Consider the following 26,013-nt stretch of genomic DNA (forward strand, 5'->3'; position numbering starts at 1 on the left):
CAAAAGCTTACAAGTAAAAGTGTCTTGAGATGTAGTTTTTAGTTGCCGATAATTATTTTCACAAAAATTGTACTATTTAAGTAGACCTCACTGGTTTATTTTCTTACTATCTGTCGTGGCATGCCCGCAGATAGCCGCCTTTTTAACGTTGACTAACTTTAAAGTGAGCAGGATTTGGTGAAATCGATTTACGAACTACAACCTATTGATATCAGCGGTCGTCATGCGAGAACTGGTTTTGACTATCAAGACCATATTGGCGCAGGCTTTTGCTTGGACATGCTGCTTCGGGAAGATCTCGAAGAAATTTGGTTTGAAACCCATGATGATATCACGCTTTTATGGCGTGACCAACCCGAAGTTCGCGTCGAGTTTGTTCAGGTCAAATCCAATAATCTTCCTTCTAGATGGTCAGTAAAATCAATCACACATCGTGATAGTGGTCCTGGATCATCTTTGCTTGAAAAATCCTTGTTTCAGTATCGCTGTACAGAAACCTCAACGTTTCGGATTGTAACGGCTTATGACGTTCACGCTGATTTAGAACTATTAAAACTTGGATTTTCTGGTCGTCCGTGTATTAATGATTCAGAAGAACTGAAGGCATTAGTTACAAAGATAAAAAGGCGTTTAGGAGGAGATGTAGTCGTACCGGAATCTGGTGTAGGTGTTGATTTCTGGGTTGATAACTGCCGGTGGGACAAACGTCCTGATGACGTTTTACAAGTTGAAAATCACAATAAACTCCTCTCTGAGCAAGTGTTCAAGAGTAAAAGGGTCAACTTGGTACCTGAGCATAGGGACGAACTGTACATGAAGCTTCTCTTTTTAGTGAAAGAAGCTTCATCAAAAAATTTGACGGCTTTTCCCGGGTGTTATAAAATTACTCGTAGCTACCTAAATGACTGGTTTGATAGGACACTATCAGTTTTGTTAAATTATAGTCGATCTGACAATCCACTTCGTGATAAAATGCAGGATGCAGGCTTACCAGCCCCTCTTGTCCTTACAGCGGAAGATTTGCATTGGCGCTACCGAGAAGCACGTTTGGATCCAGATTATTACGGTGGTCCAACCGCATTCAAACGACTAGAGGACGAGGTTATGTCTCTGCTACCACGGTTACAATCTTATCAATATAGTCTAAGCAGCTCTTTTGATTCGCTGCAATTTCATAAATTCTGCATTGATGAGGTTTACAAAGTGATAGAAAAGGATAGACTACGTGAATTCTCTTTACCAGAGCATATTGCAGTAGGCTTTTTTTATCAGGTTACGAACCGTTGTTTGATGCGTTTTACTGTAGAAAACTGATGAGATCGATTCTTAATCTTAAGGGGTTCTCATCAGGGAAGACACTTTCCTCAGATGATCTAATCGAGTTTCATGCTTCTCGACTATTACTGCTAATCCAAGTATGCGGCATTAAGGATTCAAAAACAAAAACGTCAAAAATTGAAGGATTAACTAAGTTAGCTAAACTTGATTTCTTTGTTCGGTATCCTGCTTTTTTCAACAAAGTAGCCGCTCATTTGAGCAGTACGGATTCAATACAAAGTGATGATGTTGAATCAAAAATGGTCCGGTTTCACTATGGGCCTTGGGATAAACGATATTACCAAGTTATACCTTACTTGGAAGCTAGAGGCTTAATTAAGGTTATAAAAAATGGTAGTGCCTATAATTTCGTCCTCACTAATTTGGGAAAGTCCATTGCTGAACAACTCCTTGCCCATAACGAGTTTGGCGAAGTCTCCGAACGCATGAAATCCGTTAAAAAATTACTGGGTGGGAAAACAGGCAATTTTTTAAAAGAACTTATTTATAAGGTTTTTGACGAAGAAGTCAAAGAAAAAAACTTAGATGATCTTATCTGATTCCACCGACCATATGAGTGAAAAATTGCTGGTTAAAAATATTACCCGCATCAACTCTTTAGGCGAAAAAGAGATGATTGAGTTTACTAGTGGCGTCAATTTATTAGTTGGTGCTTCAAACAGTGGAAAGACTGTTTGGCTGATGATGTTGGATTACCTGCTGGGTGATGCCGGATCGGTAGAAGACGCGCTTAATAAAGACGACCGGGATGGTCAATTTTTGTATGAGATTTTCGACGAACTGAGTGTGGTTATTGAAATTAATAACGTAGATTATTTAATCGAACGCAAGTGGAAACAGAAAGGATTAAAATCTAAAATTCTTGTTGACAACCAAGCCTATGATGCGTCCGAATTCTCAAAATTTATTCTAGAAAAGCTATCAATCCCTGTTATAAAATTTCCCAAAGGCAACCCTTATCAGGATGGTGCTTGGATTGAACTTACGTTCCGTATATTATTCAGGCATATCTATCGTCAAGAACGGTTCTGGGGCGATTTGGCGGATAAGCAGCCGGAAAGTGAACAACATGCGGCCATTTGTCAATTTCTTGGTTTAGCCGAATATCTCTTTTCTCCTTTGGGCAATGAACTTATTGACAAGCGCAAGGAGTTAATTCGCCTTCAAGCCCAAAAAGATCAATTTCAGGAAGTTCTTGACCAGATCACGAAACGTCTGCTTCCTGCCGGTGAAAAGAGTATAACATTTGTTACGGTAGATTCCTTGAATGAGCGCATTAGGGAACTTCGCGATCAGTCACAGGTATTACTTGCCCAACGACAAAGTGTCATTGCCAACGGGATTAATGCTTCGTTAGATGAGGCTAAGCCGGATGTAGCTTTAGAGATTAAGTTAACCGAAGATCGAGCCCGTATCGTTCAGGATTTAGAGACTTCGGCAGAATTGCGGAAACGAGAAGCTGAAAAGTTGAATCGCTTTGCGAATTTACTCAAGTCGGTTGACTCCGAGTATAGTAAACTAAATCGCGCAAAATCAGCTGGTGAGTTACTGGCTGACATTAAAATTACGCATTGCCCAGCCTGTGATCAGGAAATTGACCCGAAACCGGTAGATGAAGATACCTGTTTTCTATGCCATCAACCTTTAAATCATTCTGCGAACGAAGACCGTGTTGAGTTTGAGCTTCATCAATTGGACAGTGAACGAAAAGAACTGCGGGAATTAATTGAGCGAATAAAAGGTGAACAGGAGGAGTCAATGCATAAACATACGCTATTGTATGACTCGTTAATCACAATCGATCAACAATTAGCTCCCTTGAAACAACGGCTTTCAGGTCTTGTACAAGCCCAGGTAAGTGCCTTCGATCTACGTCGGGGTAAGCTGGAAGAACAAATTCAGAATTTCAACCGCGTCTTAAAGACTTTAAATTACAGAGATGAACTCTCAAAAAAGATTGATGATCTCAATGCGTTAATTCAAAGACAAATTAATGATCTTCCTAAAAATACCGAAACCATAGAATACGAACAGGGAGCCGATGACTTGTGTGATGGGATGATGGAATACATCAATAAAATAGCCGCTACTAGACCGGATCGGTGGCCTTTTACGGAAGGAAACAATCGGATCAGGCTATACCTGAATGACAAGCGCTTCAACTTTCGAGTTGGTAGGACCAATTGGTATTCCATCGGTGCCAAGCCTAAAACATATTTTTTACTCGCTTACCATTACGGGTTATTAAAACTGAGCTTACAAAACACCTATAATTACCCTGGATTACTAATCATTGATTTTCCTCCTGTTTTGGCCGACGGTGACGTAAAGTCTTCCGAGAATTATTTAATAAAACCTTTTATAGAACTCTGTGAATCGGCAAATAATACAGTTCAAGTTATTATTGCAGGAGAAGCGTTTGAGGAGCTTGAAAACGTTAACACTATTACTTTAGAGGGAGCTTATAAATAGGAACTGCCCTAGATTCCGTTAATTGCCATAAAATTAAACTCAAAAGCAACGAAAGTTCTGTTCCATCTATAGTCAGTATTTTAAATACTTTGTCGAACTGGCTCGTATTGAGAATACAATTCAATTTTAATTATTTAAGTTTTATAAAATGCCCAAATCTTTAGGCAATACATAGCATAGAATGAGCTAAAGTGGCTCATTCTCGTTATCTGTTAATTCTTTACGGATCTCGTCAATGAGTTGTTGTTCCGTTGGTAAATGGAGTTGGTACTTACTGGCAAATAGTTGGGTATTGTTTTCTGGAAGTGTATACCGGACTACAGCGTCATTTTTATCTGCACACAGCAGAACACCAATGGTGGGATTTTCGTAGGGTTCCTTTATACTACGGTCATAGTAGTTAACATACATTTGTAACTGGCCTAAATCCTGATGAGTGATCTTATCCATTTTTAGATCCAGCAGCACAAAACATTGTAATAATCGATTGTAGAAGACTAAATCAATTTTGAATTCGTCACTGTCAATGATGATCCGCTTTTGCCGGGCAACGAAAGAAAAACCATTGCCTAGCTCCAGCAGAAATTCCTGAATATGGGTGATGATGGCGCTTTCAATGTCATGCTCGTAATAACTGGCTTGTGGTTTTAAGCCCAAAAATTCTAACACCATAGGATCTTTAATCACTTGATGGGGCTTTGTTGGCTTAGCCTGCGATTGGGCAATAGCTAAAACGCTTTCCTTGTCCTGACTCATTAATAGCCGTTCATACAGAAGGCTATTGATCTGTCGTTCCAGTTGCCGCACTGTCCAGGCATTTTTCTCCGTCTCAGCCAGGTAGAACGCTCGCTTACTAGCGTCTTCTAGGCGCACCAAGACTTTATAGTGCGTCCAGGTTAATTGTGAACTCAGTGAGTTCACAATTGGATAGGTGAGGTAAAACTGTCTGCTTAACTGGAGATTTCGGCTGGAAAAGTTCTCGCCATATTCGGCAACTAATTGACTTGACAGGTTTTTAATCAGCCCTTTACCATACGTAGCCCGGTCTTGACCTTGCTGTTCATCCTCGACAATAACCCGGCCAATATGCCAGTACATAAGGGCTAAAGCATGATTGATAGAGCGAGCCGCACTTTCTCTTGATTGATGAATAATCTGCCGAATTTCAGAAACTAATTGATCCATTTAACGGGAAAGCAAAGAAGTCTTTTTGAGTAAAATGGGATCGTAACAGACACAAATTCCCAACGGCGAAGTTACTCAATAAAGGATGAAGGATAGGCGATCAGAGTATATAAGCAAGGTACTCAGATGGAGGTCATTCGTTCAGATAAATCTCTACTTGGTAAAAAGTGCTGAACTATTAAACTGAACGGGTTTATTGAACGCAAAAAGGGCCGTTTCCAGCCCATTCCCTCCTACTCGACCACTGTTCAGAAAAACGTCCGAGAGTAATCAGGGCAAGACACCCCACAATCGAGCGATTTTAGCACAAGACACATTACCCGAACATTTCCTGGATACCTACTTGGTGAGTGTGTTTTATCCAAGTAGTACTAAAAATTGTCAAATGTCATGTAAGTAGTTAAAGCCGCTTTACTTGTCTTCTGGCAGTTGATACGAACCGGTTGTTTTTCCAATGAATCATAACTGGTTTGTTTTGCTGACACTTGATAGTTTCCATCTAAAGGCACTAAATTCGTTGGATTATGAATTTGAATCCACCCGCCCGGCCAATAAAAACTGCATAAACAACCAGTATCGGTTTTCACACCTATGTGTATGGCCACAACACGCCGAACATTTCTAAAAACCGCCGTATGGCTGGCTGGAGCCTCAGCGTTGGGCTTTAGCGCCAGAAAAGCCAAACCACGCCTGGCTTTTTCAACATTGGGTTGCCCGACCTGGCCCTTGTCGAAAATCGTTAAAACGGCCGTGGACGAACGCTACGAGGCCGTCGAAATCAGGGGGCTGGAGAAAGAAATGTACCTGCCTAAACGCCCGGAGTTCAGTACGGCTATTGCTGAAACACGCCGGTTGTTTGCTGACAATAATCTTAAACTCTGCAACTTAGGTGCATCCTCGAACTTGCACTACATGGACGCGACCAGGCGGCAGAAAAACATGGACGAAGCCAGACGATTTATCGACCTGGCTGGCCAACTGACCTGCCCCTATGTTCGGGTTTTCCCTAACGATTTACCCAAAGACCAGGATCGCCAACAGACCATCGACCTCATCAGCGCAAACCTGCTTGATCTGGGCCAGTACGCCAAGGGTGCCAACGTAACGGTATTGCTCGAATCGCACGGCGAGGTGGTCTGGAAAGACTTATTGGTCCAGATTATGCAAAAAGCCGAGCATCCGAACGTGGGACTGATCTGGGATATTTTCAATATGTGGTCGATTACCAAAGAACCCCCGGCGGAGGTGTATCAGACACTAAAAAAATACATCCGACATACCCATATCAAAGATGGCAGCATGGTGGCCGGCAAACCCGCCTACACGTTCATTGGCAAAGGCGAAGCACCCCTGAAAGAAGCCATCGACGCGCTCAAAGCGGGTGGGTATTCAGGCTACTATAGTTTTGAATGGGAAAAAATGTGGCACCCTGAAATCCCTGAACCAGAACTCGCTTTTGCCGATTATCCGAAGGCCATCCAGTCGTATTTTTAGCTACTGGGCCAGCAACGTATCAATTGATGAAGAAGGCAATCAACAGGTGGTTTGTGTACCCGTTTGGGCTGGTTATACTGTGGCTACTTAGGCCCTGTATAACGTCGGCACAGAGCCGTGATACAGGGCAACTGGCGCAACGCGTTTTGCCGGGAGCGCAGGTCGAAATCTATAAACGAGTCGGACTAACCGATTTGCGGGCGAGTATCGTATATCCGCCAGATTACCAGTCCGGAAAAACCTATCCTGCAATCGTTTTCTTTTTTGGGGGCGGCTGGATACGCGGCAGTGTCACGCAGTTTGAAAATGCCTGTCGCTATTTTGCCAACCGGGGTATGATTGCGGTAGCGTTCGATTATCGGGTGTCGAGTCGGCACAAAACCACACCGTTCGAAGCCGTTCAGGATGCTCGTTCAGCCATGCGTTGGGTACGTAAAAATGCCAGTCGATTAGGTATTCAATCGGACCGAATTGTGGCCAGTGGTGGCTCGGCGGGTGGGCATCTGGCTTTAGCTACGGCTCTACTGGATCGAATCAATGAACCCGGTGAAGATACATCGGTCAGCACCAAACCCAATGCCCTCGTTTTGTTCAATCCGGTGACTAAAACGACCGCTGGTGGCTATGGCTACGAACGGCTGGGCGACCGGGCCGAAGACCTTTCCCCTGTGGCGCATGTGCAGCCCGGCACGCCACCGGCCATTGTGTTTCATGGCGAGGCCGATACCACCGTACCGATTCAGAATGCCGAAGAGTTTTGTGAGCGCATGAAAGCCGCTGGTAATCTTTGTGAATTACACCGGTTTGCAGGGCAGAAACATGGCTTCTTCAACAACAATCCAGAACTTAACAAACAGATTATCGGCCTGACCGATCAGTTTTTGACCCGCCTTGGGTACCTGAAACCGCTCCCCAATACGAAGTAATTAGGCTAAAGCCAGTATGAGAAAAAGAGTGATCGTTCTTAGTGGTCTGGTGTTCGCTGCCGTACTGGCCTTCCAGATGGCAGATTTCAATACCGACTGGCCCGAATACAACGGCGATGGTGCCCGAAGTCATTACTCGCCCCTTGACCAAATCAACAAAACTACCGTCAATCGGATGAAAGTAGCCTGGACGTATGCATCAGGTGGGGCCGATACCGCCCGAAACCGAACCCAGATGCAGTGCAATCCTATCATCGTCGATGGCCTGTTGTATGGCGTATCGGCGGATATTCAGGCATTTGCAGTAGAAGCGGCTACAGGCAAACCCATCTGGAAAACGGCCTTGACGGATAAGGATGGCACCCTCAGCCGGGGGGTTACGTATTGGGCAGACGGACAAGATAAACGTATTTTCTTTGGCGCTGGATCGTGGCTGCACGCACTCGATGCCAGAACGGGCAAACTCATCGACAGCTTCGGTGACCACGGACGGATCGACCTCAAAATCGGCATCCAACGTCCGGGAGCCGACAACTACGTTACGTCCAATACACCCAACACCATCTACAAAAACCTGCTTATCGTGGGAGCGCGAGTGGCCGAAAGCGAAACAGCTTTGCTGGGCGACATTCGGGCATTCGATACCCGCACGGGCAAACTAGTCTGGACGTTTCATACTATCCCGGCTAAAGGCGAACCCGGCTACGAAACCTGGCAACCCGAAAACCCACGCGAACGAATTGGAGCCGCTAATCCGTGGATGGGCATGGCCATCGACCGACAGCGCGGAATTCTTTACGCGCCAACCGGCTCGGCAGCACACGACTTTTACGGCGGCAATCGGAAAGGGGCTAACCTGTACGCCAACTGTTTACTGGCACTGGATGCGGCTACGGGCAAACGGCTATGGCATTATCAGCTTGTTCACCACGACATCTGGGATCGCGACCCACCCGCTCCGCCGAATCTGCTGACCATCAGTCAAAAAGACTCAGACGGCCAGTCCCAGAAAATCGACGTAGTGGCGATCGTTACCAAGCAGGGTTTTACGTTCGTATTCGACCGGGTAACAGGCAAGCCAATTTTTCCAATCAAAGAAACACCGTTCCCGCAGGAGGTGGTGGAAGGTGAGCAGGCCAGCTCGACCCAGCCGATTCCGCAGCTACCGGCTCCGTTTGCTCGTCAGGCATTTACCGAGAAAGAAATTAACCCGTTTGCCGCCAACCGCGATTCGTTGGTGGGCGTGCTCCGTTCCGCCAACACTGGCCAGCCCTACATTCCGTTGACCGGTAAGATGACGGTTTTCTTTCCGGGAACGGATGGCGGTGCGCAGTGGGGTGGAGCGGCTACTGACCCAGATGGTATTCTCTACGTACCGTCGAAAGAAGTGCCGGTTTACACCTCCCTGATTCCCCGTCGGCAACCGACGGCCAATTTGGACAAAGCGGTGGCTGGCAACAGCCAGTATCAGCTTTATTGCTCAGCCTGTCACGGTCAGGATCGCAAAGGCAATCACGATGGATCGTACCCGTCGTTGTTACAGGTGAGCAGCCGGATTTCGCGGGAGCAGGTGATGCAGGTGATGGAGAAAGGCCGGGGCATGATGCCGTCGTTTTCGCATATTTCGCAAGCTGAACGCAACGCCATAGTCGATTTTCTATTCAATAAAATCCCCGAAAAACCCGTTGCGACTACCCAAAAAGCTATGATTCCGTATCAGCATACGGGCTACAACCGCTGGTATGACCACAATGGCTATCCGGTGAGCAGTCCGCCCTGGGGAACGCTGACGGCTATCGACCTCAACACGGGCGAACACCGCTGGCAGGTGCCCCTGGGCGAATACCCCGAATTGACGAAAAAAGGTGTGCCCATTACGGGAACTGATAACTACGGTGGCCCACTGGTGACGGCGGGTGGACTGGTATTCATTGCTGCCAGTCGGGATGAGAAATTTCGGGCGTTTGATACCAAAACAGGGCAGATGGTTTGGGAGACGAAACTTCCGGCGGCTGGCTACGCTACGCCCAGTACGTACCAGATTGGGGGTAAACAGTACGTTGTTATCGCTTGTGGGGGTGGCAAATTGAACACCAAATCGGGGGATCGATACGTAGCTTTTTGTTTGAGCGATTAGTCTATAGTCTATAAAAGTAATAAAGAATTACGCTGAGTTTTATGCTTCGACCGATTCTCTTGCTGGCCGTTCTTATAGCTTGTTTTGCCTTTTTTCCTCGCTGGAAAGATGGTACCGACTGGCCCGAATACCTCGGCGGTCCCGACCGTAACCATTATTCGACCTTAACTCAAATCGATACTAACAACGTAACAAAGTTACAAGTATCCTGGTCGTATTCGGCCCCTGATACAGGCCAGATGCAGATGAACCCTATCATCGTTAACGGAGTCCTGTATGGCATTTCGTCGGCTCTTCAGGTATTTGCCCTCGATGCCGCCACCGGGCGCGAATTATGGCGATTCGGCAACCCCTTCAAGTCTGGCTCCAGCACCAGCCGGGGCGTTTCGTACTGGACCGATGGCCAAACCGATAACCGGATTTTATTTACCAGTGGCGTGTGGCTATATGCATTAAATGCCCAAACGGGTCAACCCATTCCCAGCTTTGGTGAAAATGGACGTATCAGCCTACGTAGTGGCCTGGGGGAGTCGGCGAAAGATAAGTTCGTGATTTCCAATACACCCGGCACTATTTTCGAGAACCTGATTGTGATGCCCGTGCGGTTGTCGGAAGGGGCCGATGCGGCTCCGGGTTACGTTCAGGCCTTCGATGTCCGAACGGGTAAACTGGCCTGGGTTTTTCACACCATTCCGCATCCGGGCGAATTTGGCTACGAAACCTGGCCAAAGGATACCTGGAAAAATACGGAAGTGGGCGGAGCCAACAACTGGGCAGGCATGGCCATCGACCAGCAACGGGGCATCCTTTACGTACCGACCGGCTCGGCAGCCTTCGACTTTTATGGCGGTAACCGCAAAGGGCAGAATCTGTTTGCCAACTGTTTGCTGGCGCTCGATGCCCGTTCGGGCAAACGACTCTGGCATTACCAGTTTGTGCACCACGACATCTGGGATCGGGATTTCCCGTCGCCACCGAATCTGGTTACAATTACAAAAACCGGGTCGGATGGTAAACCCCGGAAGATCGATGCCGTTACATTGTCGACCAAATCGGGGCATATACTGGTGTTTGACCGTGTGACGGGTAAATCGTTGTACCCTATCAGGGAAGTAGCTGTAGCGAAAAGTCAGTTACCGGGCGAAGCCAGTTGGCCCACTCAACCCCAGCCTCAACTACCCGTTGCCTTTTCGCGACAATCGCTCACCGAAGCCGACCTGAACCCCTACAGTACCGATCGTGACTCGCTGAAGACCATTTTCCGACGGATCAAAAAAGGCTACTTCGCGCCCCCCGACAAGCAGGGAACGCTGATCTTTCCGGGTTACGATGGGGGAGCCGAGTGGGGTGGTTCGGCCGTTGATCCTGATGGTATTCTCTACGTCAATGCCAATGAAATGGCCTGGGTATTAACCATGATCGATGCCCCAAAGCAGGATGAACTGGCGCACCTGAGCCCAGGCGAACGGATTTATACGCTGACCTGCTCGGCCTGTCACGGGCGTGAACGGAAAGGCAATGTCCAAAGCGGTTATCCGTCGCTGGTCGATATTGGGCAACGGCGCGACAGGGCCTTTGTTGAGCAGATTGTGAGCAATGGCAAAGGCATGATGCCGGGTTTTACCACCTTAAAAGCTGGCGAGAAACAGGCACTCATCGCTTTTTTATTCGGCGAGGAAAAACATGAAGTAACGGGCGTCGCGAAGGCTGGCACCACGAAGCGGCCGCAACTACCGTTCAAAACGACGGGTTACAACAAGTTTCTGGACAGCAAAGGATATCCGGCCATTGCACCACCCTGGGGAACGCTCACGGCCATCAATCTGAACACGGGTAAGCGGGTCTGGCAAAACACCTTCGGCGAATATCCGGAACTGAAAGCCGCTGGCATTCCAGCTACGGGTACCGAAAACTACGGTGGTCCGGTCATTACAGCGGGAGGGGTCCTGTTCATTGCCGCTACGCGGGATGGGATGTTTCGGGCCTATAATAAACGAACGGGCAAGCTTCTGTGGGAGACCAAACTCCCGGCCGCAGGATTCGCTACGCCGAGTACGTATCAGGTTGGCGGCAAACAGTACGTCGTCATTGCCTGTGGCGGAACGAAATTAGGCACCAAAAAAGGTAATCAGGTTGTAGCCTTCGCCCTGCCGTAAATACCTTAACCCTACACCTCACTAGGCCGCGCCAGGGTATTTACAGAACCATCACTCAATATTTTTTACTAAAAAATAACAAAATTTTTCAATCCTCTGTACGTAGTCGATACCCCTTAACTTGTCTTGTTGCAGAACTGAGAACGTAGTATTTCCAGATACACGTAGATAAATTTTGAGTTATGGGGCAAATTGTATCTGTTTTTCGGCAGCCAAACCAGCCAATACGTATTGAAACCGATTTGGATCAGGACGATACCCCTTTTCAGGCGTCGTTTAGCGACGACGAGTTGTTTATTCGAAAAACCCTGGTGGACAACCCGCAACAGGGTGTGGAATTGCTTTATAAACGCTATTACCAACCGCTTTGTACGCACACGGTACGCTTCGTAGGGTCGCGGGAGGTAGCGGAAGATCTGGTTTCCGAGATTTTTTATCAGTTCTATTCAGAAGAGCTATTTAGTCAGATCACGACTTCGTACCGGGCTTATCTGTTCAGAACGGCCCGTAATCGGGCGTACAACTACCTGCGCTGGGAGTTGAGCCGTAAATCGCCATTGGAAGACGCCAGCACGTTTTCCGTACAGGAATACCGGCAACCCGATGCCATAACGCAATACGAAGAACTCTGCCAGGACGTAGAACGGGCCATCAATACGTTGCCACTCGACCGCCGGAAGATTTACCTGCTTTATCAGTTCGAGGGCAAAAAACTGCGCGACATTGCCGACGACTTGCAGATTTCGGTGCGAACCGTAGAAACGCAGGTATATCGAGCCAGTCAGGCTATTCGAAAACTTCTGAAAGACAAGTGGTTGTTGATCACTATTCTGGCTCTGTTTTCCCTCCACTAACCCGCGTGCTTTCAGCTTCTGTCAACCTGAACATTTGACTCACCATGAATCTTCTCATTACGAAAGACCTTCTGTTCGATTATTTTAGTGGGCGCGCGTCAGCCGTTCAAAAACAATACATCGACGAATGGGCCAGGCAACCAGAAAACGAAGAATTTTTCTACAAATGCCTGGTCGATTGGGAACTGGCACACCCCCAGTATATGACTGATGTGCCCGCGGCCATCGACCGGTATCGGGACTACGTAGCACGGCAACCCGCTGTTCAATCCCAACCGCTCAACACGCCTAACAGGCGGACGTTTATTTTTAATCGCCTAAACAGCTGGTATATAGCGGCCTCTGTATCAGCCATTTTGTTAGTTACCTGGGGGTTTCGGTCGGAGATCATGAACCGGACATACGCCACTCAACCCGGCCAGTTTCGTAGCTGGACTCTGGACGACGGTAGCCGCGTGACACTGAACGCCAACTCGACACTCAAAGTCCCCCGGTTTGGTTTAAAATGGGCATTGTTCGGACAGAAAAACCGGGAAGTATTTTTGACGGGAGAGGCCCAATTTACGGTCACGCACACAAAAGACAATCGACGGTTCATCGTGAAAACACCAAATGCCCTGGATGTGGTGGTGCTGGGCACGGAGTTTACCGTCTACAGCCGTACCAACCGGATGCAGGTGGTGCTCAATCAGGGGAAGGTGGCGCTACAAAGTGAAAGCAGTAAACCAACCGAACCCATTATGCTGAAGCCCGGCGACATAGTAACGCTCGTTGATCAGAAAATTCAACGAAAACACGTCGCCAATCCCGAACGGTTTTCGGCCTGGAAAGACGAATTATTTGTGTTCGAAGCCACTCCGCTGAGTCAGGTGGCCCAACTCCTGCGCGACAATTATGGCCTCAAAGTGGATATTCCCGATCCGGCTCTGGCACGAGAAACGGTTTCTGGTTCATTCAAAGCCACGAACGCCGATGAACTGCTCACTTCATTATCCAAAGCCCTTGACATTCAGGCCATTCGCCGTGGCAAAAAAGTAACCTTTTCGGCCCGAGCCAATTAATGCCTGTCTTTTTTATTCCTATTCCCTTCTTTCTGCCAATGAAGACCTCTACGCATTTTAAGGCGCTATTGATTTTGACCAATCTGTCGGTTTCGGCTTGCCCTGCCCAGACCTTAGCGACATCACGGGTTCAGCAACGTACGTATGAGCAGTCAACGACAGCGGTAAAACTGAGCACCTTACTCCAAGAGTTAAAAAACCACTACAGAGTCGATGTACTCTATGCTGACCGGGTAGTACGCCGTATTCAGGTGTTGCCATCAGCCGTAAACTGGAGTTTAAGTCTGGAGCAAAACCTGAACCGGATTCTACAGCCAAACAATCTGTCTTTTTCTAAACAGGCTGGTGGGTCCTACGTCATTTTTGCGTTACCGAAAGAAGCGGGCAACGCGCCCATTAAAAAGTCGCTATCCGGTACTCCCGAAGCGATTCAACAGGATATACTTTCTACTCCGCCTAGCGACGTTCAGCAGGAAATCAATCGATCAGTAGTTGTTGAGTCCGTTCCTAAAGACATCCAGCTTTCGGGCACCGTTTCAGACGAAAAGGGTGAAGGTTTACCGGGCGTAAGTGTGGTGGTGAAAGGCACTCAGCGCGGAGCTACCACCGACGGCAGTGGAAAGTACAGCATCAGCGTACCCACCGGACAATCGATACTGGTTTTCTCGTTCGTTGGCTACTTGTCGAAAGAAGTAGCAGTCGGAAATCAGACCCAGATCAACGTATCACTGCAAACCGATACGAAGGCCCTGGAAGAAGTGGTCGTGGTGGGCTACGGTACGCAGAAAAAAGTAAACATGACGGGGGCGGTTTCGACCATCGACATGACGAAAGTGGCTGAGAGTCGGCCCATTACGTCGGTATCCTCCAGCCTGTACGGACTGGCTCCGGGTTTGTCGGTCAATCAGGGCAATGGCCGACCGGGGGGCGATGGAGCTTCGTTGCTGGTTCGGGGTTCAGGAACACTCAATAATGCCAGCCCGCTGGTAATTGTCGATGGCGTCGAATCGAATATGAATAACCTCAACCCGCAGGATATTGAAACGATTTCGGTGCTGAAAGATGCCGCTTCAGCAGCTATTTACGGATCGCGGGCGGCCAATGGAGTCATCCTGATTACGACCAAAAAAGGCAAGGAAGGTACCCTAAAAATCAACTACAACGGCTACGTTGCCGCTCAGAAAGCCACGCGGCTGGTCGAAATGGTCAGCGATTATGTCCGGCACATGGAGTTGTATAACGAGTCGGTGCTAAACACGACTCCCGGCGTTACGCCCCCCTTCCCGCAATCGTCCATCGATCTGTGGAAAAACGATGCCGGACAAAATCCCCTGATGTATCCCAACACCGACTGGCGCGACCTGTTTGGACAGAACGTGATTTCGCAGAACCATAACATATCGATCAACGGCGGTACGGACAAAATCAAATTTTTTAGCTCGTTCGGCTATCTGAACAACCCCGGTATTCTGGAAAATACGGGCTTCCAACGGTATTCAGGCCGGGTCAATCTGGAGGCCAAAGTGAAACCGTACCTGACGCTGGGATTGCTGGCCAGCGGAACGAACTCCAGCACCGATATTGGCACCGACGCGCTGGACGGCTCTAATGCGTTTCGATGGGCGGCTACTACGTCGCCAGCGATGGTCTATCGCTCGCCAGACGGACGCTACGGGGCATCGAACAGTCCCGATGGCAGTGGTGTAACTAACAATGCCCTGGCCACGGTCAACGCCCGCAAAGGCGACATTAGCCAGAACCGCCTGGCAACGCGCTTCTTCGGTATTTTCAACCCCGTAAAAGGGCTGACGCTCGAAGGCTCGTTCAACCTCGAACAAACGGGTTACCTGAAAGAACAACAGCCGGTATTTCTGGATCGCTGGAGTTTTCGCACCAATTCGATTGTGGTGGCGGGTACGGGCCGAACCTACGTATTAAACCGGAGCGAACGGACGTATCGTAAGTACATGGACGGTATTATCCGGTACCAGAACACCTTCGCCAATGGGCTGAATCTCCAGGCAATGGCCGGAACCAGCCAGGAATACTACAAATCGTCGTGGTTCGAAACGACTAAATATGACCTAACCGACCCATCCCTGACCGTATTGAATGCAGCTACGCTAGATGCCGATGCATCGGGCAATGCTTCCGACTGGGGTATGAATTCCTACTTTGGCCGCCTGAATCTGGGCTGGCAAGAAAAATATCTGCTCGAAGCGAACGTCCGGTACGATGGTTCATCGCGGTTTAAAGCAGGGGATACCCGTTGGGGTATATTTCCATCAGTTTCGGCAGGCTGGCGGATTTCGGAAGAACCGTTCATGAAAGGGATTAACTGGCTGGATAATCTCAAAGTTCGGGCGTCCTACGGTGCCCTGGGCAACAACAGCATCGGTAACTACGATTATCAGGCGGTATATGCATCGTCGAACTACATCCTGAACGGTACCCTGCAAACCGGTTTTGCCCAAACGGCCATTGCCAACTCGATCATTACGTGGGAAAGCACCTACGTAACGAACCTCGGTTTCGATTTTGGTTTCTTCCGTAATCGCCTGTCGGGCTCGCTGGAACTTTTTGACAAGGATACCCGCAATATTTTAATTGGATTACCCGCTCCGAACGTGCGCGGAACGGCCTCACTGCCTCAGCAGAACGCAGCCCGCGTGCGTAACAGGGGTGTCGAACTAGCCCTGAACTGGAACGGCCGGGCGGGTGAAGTCCGGTACCAGATTGGCGGCAACATGGCCTTCATCAATAACAAAGTGACGAAGTTTAAAGGTACTGAACAGACCATCAGCAACGAAAACCTGTTGCAGGAAGGACTTCCCGCCAACGTACTTTACGTGCTGGCCACGGATCGCATTTTGCAAACCGATGCCGATATGGCGCTGGTGAAACAACTCATCGACAATGCGCCCGTGAATGCGTCGGGGACAAAAGTGAACCCGTTTGCTGCGTTCGGTACGCCACAACTGGGCGATTTGCTCTACAAAGACCTGAATGGTGATGGTATTATCAATAACGACGATAAATACGTAGTCGGCAATGGCACCTCACCCCGGTTTACGTATGGCCTCAACCTGGGCCTTCAGTGGAAAGGTTTCGATTTTTCCTGCCTGCTCCAGGGCACAGGTGGCTTCAAGGATTACTGGCTCGATGACTTTCGGACACCTACCCCCGCCACGCAATTTTTAATCAATAAAGACATTGCCGATGGCCGCTGGATTCCAGGACGTACTGATGCTACGTACCCCCGTCTGTTGACTAACTCAACAACCATTAACAAAGCAATTAGTGATTTCTGGATTGTCGATAAGTCGTATTTACGAGTCAAAAATCTTCAATTTGGGTATCGTCTTCCCAAAGCAGTCACGCAAAAAATGTCGATTGAGGGGATTCGGGTATACTGCTCACTGGAAAACCTACTAACGATCACCAATTTCAAAGGCTTCGACCCGGAAATACGGGGGGGCGATTCGGGTATCGACAGTTTCAACTATCCGACCATGAAACAGTCGACCGTGGGGCTAAGCATTGATTTCTAAACCAGAACCAACCATGAAACGATACATTAAATTTCTGTTCCTAACCGCCCCACTGGCTTTGCTGGGTAGCTGCGTCAAATTAGATACAGTACCTTACGACCGAATCAGCTCCGAAACGTTCTGGCAAACGCCCGAACATGCCAAACAAGCCATTATGGGTGTTTATGGCGGTTTGCGACGCGACGACCTGTACGGCAAGAAATGCCTACATGATAACATGGGTGGCCTGGCATTTGGCTGGCAGGAGAGTGGCTATCTGAGTGCCATGCTGGGAACGGCTAACGAACAAACGACGTACATCAGCAATTTCTGGCGAAACCAGTACGACGAAATTCAGCGGGCCAATCAGGTGATTCGCCGGGTGCCGGGTATGCCCATTGACGAAGCAGTAAAAAAGCCCGTCGTGGCCGAAGCCAAATTCCTGCGGGCACTTCACTACGCCGAATTGATCAGTTATTTCGGGGGCGTACCGCTTTACAATGAATCCGTCGACCTGAATACCGATTTCAATGACCTGAAAAACCCACGGAGTACAATCGAGGAAGTGCGGGCCTTTATCGTGAAAGATCTCACTGAAGCCATTGCCGATTTGCCCGTTGCCTGGCCGCAGGCTGACTATGGCCGCGCTACGAAAGGGGCTGCTTTTGCGTTACGTGGTAAGGTTTATCTATACGCCAAAGACTGGCAAAAAGCCATCGCCGATTTTGAAGAGATCGTTTATAATAAGTCCAACAATTACGGCTACGCACTCTATCCGAAATATGCCGATCTGTTCAAGCTGGCCGGGCATAAAAGCAATGAAATGATTTTTTCGGTTCAAACGCTGGCGGGGGTTGGCTTAGAGTACGGCATTCCATTCGCCTATTATATGGGATTCAGAGGTTCTTTTGGTGGAGGAAACTTCAGCATACCCACCACTGAATTGGCTGATAGTTACGAAAATAAGGATGGCTCGAAGTTCAACTGGAACGACTTTATTCCTAAATTCAACGAAGACAATACGGTCAAACGCAAGGCTTTCTGGGCGACGCATACCAATGGCAAACTCACATCGATTCCTGACACGGCGCTGCTGGGTAAAGTTTATCGGAGCCGCGACCCACGGATGACGGCGTCCCTGATTGTTCCCTATTCCTATCACATCGGTTTTGTTGCCAATCAGGTTCGGACCTTGCAGTTTGTGGTAGCAGCCGGCGTGAGCGAAAACTTCGGGCAATGCCGGAACAATTCGGGCTGGTATACGTACTTGTGGCGCAAATTTGTGCCGGAGGGAAACGAAAACGGAGCCATGAGTGTCCGCGAACACACGCCTTTCAACTTCCCCATTATCCGTTACGCCGATGTACTACTAATGCTTTCAGAAGCCTACAACGAAGCCGGGCAGCTAGCCAAAGCCATCGTGGAACTTAACAAAGTTCGGGCTCGCGTCGGCATGCCGGGGCTGAACAGTGGCCCTGCTGTGCTGGCAGTAACGACCAAAGCGCAGCTATTCGACCGGATTGTTCACGAACGAAAGGTTGAACTGGCCGGTGAAGGTCATCAGTTCAGCGATGTTCGGCGGTGGGGTATTGCGAAGGCCCAGTTGGATGGTACCATCATCAAGAACCTGTTTGGCGAAACGCATTTTACGCGCAAATTCACCGACCGGGATTACCTGTGGCCTATTCCATTTACCGATCGGCAGATGAATTCCGCCCTGACTCAGAATCCGGGCTGGTAAGATCTATGTTATGTAGCGGGGCGGCCCGTGCTGTTGGTAATCAGAAAGCCGGTATAGCAATGCTGGCTGGCTTTCTTCCTGCATGGCCTATGCCTGACGTTTATAGAGTATCGTTATCCGTTGTGCTGCGTTGAGTCAGAACCTGTTGGCGTTTGTGACATACCTTGTTAGCAGGGCAACTATATACACACCATCCATCGGTTAACCAGCAATACAGACAACCAAGCCCTTAACAACTTTTGCAGACTGGATGAGATGAAACATTCCTTCTGACAGCGCCTTTTACCGGCACTCCAATCAACGCCCCTGATCCGTTTTAGTGGACTGATCGAACGTAAACAGCCGACCCGAAATCGGGCTGGACTGGCTGCTATTACCCTTTGCGTAAATTCTTCAACCTCAACTTTGTCTTGTTATGAAATTCCTGAGCTTTACATCCATACTCGCTTTTTATTTCATCCTGAACCTCGCAAAAGCGACTTACGCGCAAACCTTTACACCCTCACCCGATGTGCTGACACAGGCCCTCAGCGCTGATTCCGTTCGCTGGAAAGCCGACCCAAATACCAATCCCGAATACACGACGTATAACACGCTGGCGACGGTTAAGGCTATGAACTACCTAGCGCTGGTAGCCTACCATAATCCCTCGAACACCACCGTTGTCAATCGGCTGCTGGTGCAGATACGCAGTGCTATTAAGGGAGGCTATGAGCCTACCTGTCGGGGAGCTATTCTGGGCTGGACCGACAATGCCTTGGCTCAAAGCCTGACCCTGGCTAAATATACGTCTACTGTCTGGTCTAAACTCACCTCTGCCGAGAAGAATAAATGCGACTGGCTGATGAAGGCGCTGACCGTAGCGGGTAACTACAATCAGAATTTCCATAATAATCCCGCCAGATGTATTCTGGGCGTATTTCAGTTTGGAGGAAAAAGAACTTCCCCAAATATTCAGGAAGGCTACGTCGGTATTATGATTACCGCTCACAAGTACTTTGGAGGAGCGACTGCCGTCAACGACACGCTGGCCCATTTTGATTATGATCGGTATCTGGCGGCATTTACCAGCCTGGGCTTTACCAACATTATCTATGGCTGGACCTACAACTTCGGGGATACATCGAGTGGGCGGGCGCAGATGGGGAGCCGGATGGAAAACGGAGGCACTGACGCAGGTGGTGGCACTATTGCCACGCAGGGTGTGCGTCGCCCCTTCACTTTCGGCGACTATAGTTCGCCAGCCGTGGAAATCCCCTACGATCCGTTTCAGATTTATCAGGCACTGGCCGCCCGCATGTATCGGCACATTACCCACAGTCAATCGGACAGCGGGTACGCTTATATACTTAACAATAGGATTTCCCCCATGACGGGGCTGATGGGTATGTGTAATGAGTTACAAGGGCTTGATGGGGCTGGCGAGCGGAGTTCGGTTCGGTATGCCTATGATGGCTGGATGAACAGTATCCTTACGTATGCGACCTTGCGAACACTGGGTTTGTGGGGTAACACGGCAGCTCATCAGGACATTGACCGTCGGATGAAAGTAGGCTCTATCGACCTGCTTTATAAATACAAAGCAGGTTATCAGGGTCGCTCAAACGGCGAATCTAAGAGGCATACAGAGCCGACGGGCATCACGTTGGGCTATATCTTTCTGAAGGATATCTGGACTAATTACCTGTGGTCGCGCAAGGACATGAACCTGCTGGAGCTCATGTCGCCCACGGTTAGCGAGTCGTTTAATTCTGTTACACTTAGTAGTGGTTTCACCAACGGTACATTTACCGGTGCGCAGGGACTTACCTGGAACTACACGCAAGCCCGGAAAGGGAATGGCGATCAGGTAAAACCAGATGATAACAACATCATCGCGCTGTCAGCTACCAATAATGGCAACCTCAGAACGACGCTTACCAAACCATTAAAAGGACTTCGGTTCAAAGTGCGTGCCCGGACGGCTTCTGGTTCTCCTGCTGTAACCGTTCGGGTCAATGGAACAGCGGTACGCACCTATACCAGCTTCTCATCGACGGAGGTTGAGGTGGTTCATGTACCCAATATCTACGCACTGACGGGGCAGGAACTCATGATCGATAATACAGGTACGGCTGAAGTTCTGATCGACGATGTCGAACTGGAGGATGCTGCGGTTTTTGTCCAGCTACGAAATGGCAATTCCAGTTCTCCAAATACGTACCAGCTTAGACCCCATTTTCGCTTGACTAAACAGACTACAGATACGATTACGTATCAGTCACTGACCCTACGGTACTGGTTTACCAGCGAAAACCACAATACGCTGGAAACGTTCGTCGATGTGGCCAGTATAGGAACGGGGAATGTTCTCATGCAGGACTATGCCCTATCGCCTGGTCGTCAGGGAGCAGATCGGTACATGGAGTACACCTTTACATCGGCGGCTGGTATGCTGCCTGCTACAGGCAATTCAGGGAGTATTGAAACCCGAATACGTAAGATCAATCAGACCATCTTCAATGAAGCCGACGACTACTCTTATGTAAGTAATACAAGTTTTGTGCAAACCAATAAGGTAACTGTCTATCGAAACGGAGAGATCATCTGGGGCAAGGAGCCAACGGCATCAGGAGCGCGTATAGCGACTATTGATGTGGAAGGAGTGAGTACAAACTGGGCCATCTACCCCAATCCAGCCAGTGAAGAGCTTATGCTGAGTGGTGGTAACCCTGACCAACCCATCGACGTAACGATTCGGGGCGTGAATGGCCATGTTCTGATGAAATCGCATACGTATTTCCAGAAGCCGATTGGGATCGAAAAACTCGCTACAGGCCTATATCTACTTGAAGTTCAGCAAGCAAATACGGTGAAACAGCTCAAATTCCTCAAACAATAAACCTTCTCTTCCTTCAATTTCTAAACTATTCAATTTATGAGGAACATCAAACTCCGCTGGTTTTGGCTGGCCTCCTTCTGCTTTCTGGCAACGATAGCGACTCACGCGCAAACCTTTACGCCCTCGCCCGATGTGCTAAATGAGGCACTGAACGCCAATCTGGTTCGCTGGAAAGCTGACCCCGAAACCAACCCCGAATACACAACCTATAACGCGCTGGCCACGGCAAAGGCCATGAACTACCTGGCATTGGTAGCCTACCATAATCCCTCGAATACGGCCGCTGTCAATCGATTGCTGTCTCAGATTCGCAGTGTCATTGCGGGCGGAAACGAACCCACCTGCCGGGGAGCCATTCTGGGCTGGACCGACAATGCACTGGCTCAGAGTTTAACCCTGGCCAAGAATACTCCAGCCGTGTGGGGGCAGCTTACCCCCGCTGAAATCAATAAATGTGATTGGCTAATGCGGGCGCTGACCGTGGCGGGTAACTATTTCCAGAACTACTATAACGAACCAAAGGTGTGCCTGCTGAATGTGTTTCAATATGCGGGCAAACGCAATGCGCCAAACATCGTAGAGGGCTACGTGGGTATTATGATTACGGCTCACCGGTATTGGGGTGGCGCGGCTGCGGTCAATCAGCTACTGGCTGATTTTAACTATGATACGTATCTGGCAACGTTTGAAAGTCTGGGATTTACCAACATCATTTTCGGTTGGACCTATGCTTATGGCAACACTCCCGAAGGTCGTGCTCAGATGAAAAGCCTGATGGAGAACGGTGGCACCGACAAGGGCGGGGGTACCATCAATGAGCAGGGAGTTAAACGGCCGTTTACGTTTGAAAGCTATTACAGCCCATTTGCAGAGGTTCCCTACGAGCCTTTTCAGATTTATCAGGCACTGACCGAGCGGATGTATCGGCATATCACCCACAATCAATCCAACAGCGGGCAAGCCTATATTCTCAACAACCGGATTTCGCCCATGACGGGGCTTATGGGTATGTGTAACGAGTTACAAGGGTCGGATGGGTCTGGCGAGCGGAGTTCGGTTCGGTACACCTATGATGGCTGGTCGAACAGCATTCTGACGTATGCGTCCTTGCGAACACTGGGTTTGTGGGGTAACACGGCGGCACATCAGGACATTGACCGTCGGATACGCGTCGGTTCCATCGACTTACTTTATAAATATAAGGCGGGGTATCGGGGTCGCTCGAACGGTGAATTTTTGACGCACACGGAGCCGACGGGCATCACCTTTGGCTATATTTTCCTGAAGGATATCTGGATCAATTACCTCTGGGATCGCAAGGATATGAACCTGCTCGAACTGATGTCGCCAACCTTAACCGAGTCTTTTACGGACGTAACGCTCGGCAGCAGTTTTTCGGATGGGCAGTTTACGGGAAATCAGGGGCTAGTGTGGAACTACACCCAGGCCCGTCAGGCAGGTGCATCGGGCGTAAAACCCAACGATACGAAGTTTATCGCCTTGGCGGCCAACAGTGGTGTTCTCCGTTCGACCCTAACCAAACCCGTTAAAATCATCCGGTTCAAAGTACGCAATTTGTCAGGCGAGGGTTCGCCTTCCGTAACGGTGAAACTGAACGATCAGGTGTTACGTACCTACAGTAGTTTTAGTACCGACGAAACGGCGGTTATTGCCATAGCCGATCTGACAGCGTCCAGTGGCGATCAACTCATTATCACCAATTCGGGTTCGACAGAGGTGCTAATCGATGATCTGGAACTGGAACAGGTTTCGGCTCCCGAAGCCCCTGTTAACCTAACGGCATCCAATATTCAGATGCGTGAACTAACCCTGACCTGGGCCGACAGCGCCACGACCGAAACAGGTTTCCGGCTGGAGCGTCGAGAAATGCCCAATGGTTCGTTTCAGGATATTCAAAGTAATCTGCCCGCTAATACAACCCAATACGTTGACCAGGGCCTACAACCCGAAACGATCTATGAATATCGCTTGTCGGCGTTTAATCTGGCGGGTTCTTCTCCGGTCATTCTGACAACTGCCGAAACGCTACCACTGGTAGCACAGGATTCGGTAAGCTTTACCCCGGTAGCCGATGCGTATGTGCAGGCGGGGGCTAGTACCAGCGGAAGTAATTACGGAACTCGTACCTTCCTGAATGTGAAGTGGGCCGGAGCAACCAACAGTGCCACCAGGGAATCCTTTATGCGATTCGATCTAAGTAGTGTTACCAAACGCATTCGGCGAGCTACGTTGCGTCTGTATGCAAGTGGCATTGAAGCCAGTACAACCAATCCCCTGACCGCACGGCTGGATTTGATTCAGCAGAATGACTGGGATGAAACGACCATTACCTGGAACAACAGCCGCTCCTTTACATCGCTGGGAGAACTGCACCGCTGGGACCCCTTTTTAGGTGTCAATACAGTCGATTTGGAGACGGATTTGTTTCAGGATCAGCTTGGCGGACTACTAACGATGAAAATCAGTGTCTTGGAGAGTCTCTTATTGACATTGGGTAGTAGAGAAGCCTCAAACGCCAGCCAGCGCCCCTTGTTAACCCTTTACGTAGACCTCCTCAACGCCCCCACCAATCTCAGTCTGTCGGGGAATGCACAGCCCGTTTTGACCTGGAGCGACAACGCCAGTAATGAAACAGGCTTTACCATTCAGCGTAAACCGGCTGGAGGTAGCTTTGCCAATCTGGCAACTGTGGCGGCCAATATCACTACCTTTACCGACCTTAACGCGCAACCCGGTATTACGTATACGTATCGCGTTTATGCGTCGAACGACGGGGGGAAGTCGGCCTACTCCAACACCGTTGACCTAACGACACCGACCTTGCAGGTGCTGCACAAAGATGGCGATAACGGCCAACTGACCAACAACCAGATTGCTCCCCAGCTCCAACTCAAGAATCTGGGTAGTACGGCTGTACCGTATCAGGAGTTAACTGTTCGGTACTGGTTTACCAGCGAGAATCACGCGTCCATCAATACCTTTATCGACTGGGCGCAACTGGGAACCTCGCAGGTTAAAACCCAGTACGTTCGGCTGAGTGACCCACATCAGGGAGCCGATGGCTATGTCGAGTATGGCTTCGAGGCCGGGGCCGGACAACTGGCTGCGGGCGGCCAATCTGGCCTGATTCAAACCCGAATTGCCAAACAAACCTGGACGGCTTTTAACGAAGCGGACGATTATTCGTATGTGAACAATACTGACTTTGCCACAACCAGTAAAGTAACTCTGTATCGGAATGGAACGCTGATTTGGGGAGTCGAACCCGGCGCGGTGAGTTCAGTTACGCAGGTGGTAGCCGAGTCGGAGAACAAGAACCAGACAACCAATTCCAACACGATCAATACGTACCTGCGACTTCAGAACACGGGCAACGTAGCACTGGCTTACAAAGACCTGAAAGTTCGTTACTGGTTCACCGCCGAGGGGAATCAGCCGCTAAACTACTGGATCGATTATGCCGCACTGGGCGGCAACAACATCACAGGGCAAGTTGTGAAACCAAGCCCCGCCCGCACCGGTGCCGACACGTATCTGGAGTTCAACTTTTCGGCGAGTCTGGGGAGCCTGGAACCCTCCAGTTCGACGGGTAACATTCAGTATCGGATCGCCAAGAACGACTGGTCTTCGTTTAATGAAACCGACGATCATTCCTACAAAGTTGTGGGGCCGATGACGGCTAACAGCAAGATCACGGTATACTACAAAGGCCAGTTGCTCTACGGATCGGAGCCAGCGTCGGGCGGTGCGCGGGTAGCGGCTGTCGATGCCGAGAATGTAACGGAAAACTGGACGATTTACCCCAATCCGGCTAACGATCAGGTCATTCTGGATGGGGGCAACACTGAAAAAGTCATCGACATAACGATTTTTGGCCTGACAGGTCAGACGATGCAACGGGAGCAGACCTATTTCAAAACACCGATTCGGGTTGGCCAACTGCCACAAGGCACCTATCTATTACGGGTAGTACAGGATCAGCAGGTACAGCATCTGAAATTGCTCAAGCAGTAACGGCTGTAGACGATATCTTAAGGGTAACGTTGGTCGTATAATGGCCAACGTTACGTTCCCGTCTGCATTTTCTAACCACCATAGCCAGCGAACAACCCAAAGCGGGTGAACTAATCCTGAAAGGCAGCGACTTCGATTTACTGATGCGTTATGACCCCAATAGTATGGCGGCTAGGGTTGAAAAGAAAGAGATTGACGCCCCA

General features: G+C 49.2%; 15 protein-coding genes. 13 read left to right on the forward strand and 2 right to left on the reverse strand.

Going from position 1 to position 26,013, the window contains the following annotated elements:
- The first annotated feature begins 177 nt into the window (after window positions 1–177).
- From B153_RS0114040 to B153_RS0114050, 3 genes are read left to right on the forward strand one after another with little or no spacing between them, the layout of a single operon-like run.
- A complete protein-coding gene (locus B153_RS0114040) occupies window positions 178–1,314 on the forward strand; it encodes a dsDNA nuclease domain-containing protein (RefSeq protein WP_157634688.1) in 1,137 nt (378 codons plus the stop codon).
- Window positions 1,314–1,877, forward strand: a complete 564-nt coding sequence (locus B153_RS35190) for a hypothetical protein (protein WP_020597362.1) — start codon at window positions 1,314–1,316, stop codon at window positions 1,875–1,877. Before B153_RS0114040 ends, B153_RS35190 begins: the two co-directional genes overlap by 1 nt.
- A gap of 13 nt (window positions 1,878–1,890) precedes the next feature.
- Window positions 1,891–3,810, forward strand: a complete 1,920-nt coding sequence (locus tag B153_RS0114050) for a hypothetical protein (RefSeq protein WP_211221679.1) — start codon at window positions 1,891–1,893, stop codon at window positions 3,808–3,810.
- Between the two features lie 186 nt (window positions 3,811–3,996).
- Here the strand turns inward: B153_RS0114050 and B153_RS0114055 are convergent, their stop codons facing one another.
- On the reverse strand, window positions 3,997–4,995 hold the full coding sequence (locus B153_RS0114055) for a PDDEXK nuclease domain-containing protein (protein ID WP_040761378.1): 999 nt from the start codon (window positions 4,993–4,995) through the stop codon (window positions 3,997–3,999).
- 371 nt (window positions 4,996–5,366) lie between these two features.
- Window positions 5,367–5,582 (reverse strand): hypothetical protein, encoded by a 216-nt coding sequence (locus tag B153_RS38230; RefSeq protein ID WP_211221680.1) that lies wholly within the window; start codon window positions 5,580–5,582, stop codon window positions 5,367–5,369.
- A 10-nt stretch (window positions 5,583–5,592) separates the two neighbouring features.
- Between B153_RS38230 and B153_RS0114060 the strand changes: the two genes are divergently transcribed.
- The 10 genes from B153_RS0114060 (at window position 5,593) to B153_RS0114105 (ending at window position 25,810) form a co-directional block, all read left to right on the forward strand.
- Complete coding sequence (locus tag B153_RS0114060) at window positions 5,593–6,489, forward strand: sugar phosphate isomerase/epimerase family protein (RefSeq protein ID WP_020597365.1); 897 nt, start codon at window positions 5,593–5,595, stop codon at window positions 6,487–6,489.
- Between the two features lie 26 nt (window positions 6,490–6,515).
- Window positions 6,516–7,415: an alpha/beta hydrolase gene (locus B153_RS0114065; RefSeq protein ID WP_157634690.1), complete on the forward strand. Its 900-nt coding sequence runs from the start codon at window positions 6,516–6,518 to the stop codon at window positions 7,413–7,415.
- A 16-nt stretch (window positions 7,416–7,431) separates the two neighbouring features.
- Window positions 7,432–9,552: an outer membrane protein assembly factor BamB family protein gene (locus B153_RS0114070; RefSeq protein ID WP_020597367.1), complete on the forward strand. Its 2,121-nt coding sequence runs from the start codon at window positions 7,432–7,434 to the stop codon at window positions 9,550–9,552.
- A 41-nt stretch (window positions 9,553–9,593) separates the two neighbouring features.
- On the forward strand, window positions 9,594–11,708 hold the full coding sequence (locus B153_RS0114075) for an outer membrane protein assembly factor BamB family protein (protein ID WP_020597368.1): 2,115 nt from the start codon (window positions 9,594–9,596) through the stop codon (window positions 11,706–11,708).
- 182 nt (window positions 11,709–11,890) lie between these two features.
- Window positions 11,891–12,562: an RNA polymerase sigma factor gene (locus tag B153_RS0114080; protein WP_020597369.1), complete on the forward strand. Its 672-nt coding sequence runs from the start codon at window positions 11,891–11,893 to the stop codon at window positions 12,560–12,562.
- Between the two features lie 44 nt (window positions 12,563–12,606).
- Window positions 12,607–13,623: a FecR family protein gene (locus B153_RS0114085; protein ID WP_020597370.1), complete on the forward strand. Its 1,017-nt coding sequence runs from the start codon at window positions 12,607–12,609 to the stop codon at window positions 13,621–13,623.
- A gap of 38 nt (window positions 13,624–13,661) precedes the next feature.
- Window positions 13,662–17,174 carry a SusC/RagA family TonB-linked outer membrane protein gene (locus B153_RS0114090; protein ID WP_157634691.1) on the forward strand — a complete coding sequence of 1,171 codons (3,513 nt, stop codon included), beginning with the start codon at window positions 13,662–13,664 and terminating at the stop codon, window positions 17,172–17,174.
- Between the two features lie 13 nt (window positions 17,175–17,187).
- Window positions 17,188–18,894, forward strand: coding sequence for a RagB/SusD family nutrient uptake outer membrane protein (locus B153_RS0114095; RefSeq protein ID WP_020597372.1), 1,707 nt, complete (start codon window positions 17,188–17,190; stop codon window positions 18,892–18,894).
- A 415-nt stretch (window positions 18,895–19,309) separates the two neighbouring features.
- Window positions 19,310–21,775: a cellulose binding domain-containing protein gene (locus B153_RS0114100; RefSeq protein WP_020597373.1), complete on the forward strand. Its 2,466-nt coding sequence runs from the start codon at window positions 19,310–19,312 to the stop codon at window positions 21,773–21,775.
- Window positions 21,776–21,811: 36 nt separating this feature from the next.
- Window positions 21,812–25,810 (forward strand): cellulose binding domain-containing protein, encoded by a 3,999-nt coding sequence (locus B153_RS0114105; protein ID WP_020597374.1) that lies wholly within the window; start codon window positions 21,812–21,814, stop codon window positions 25,808–25,810.
- Window positions 25,811–26,013: the final 203 nt, after the last annotated feature.

It is taken from the genome of Spirosoma panaciterrae DSM 21099 (assembly GCF_000374025.1).
GTDB lineage: Bacteria > Bacteroidota > Bacteroidia > Cytophagales > Spirosomataceae > Spirosoma > Spirosoma panaciterrae.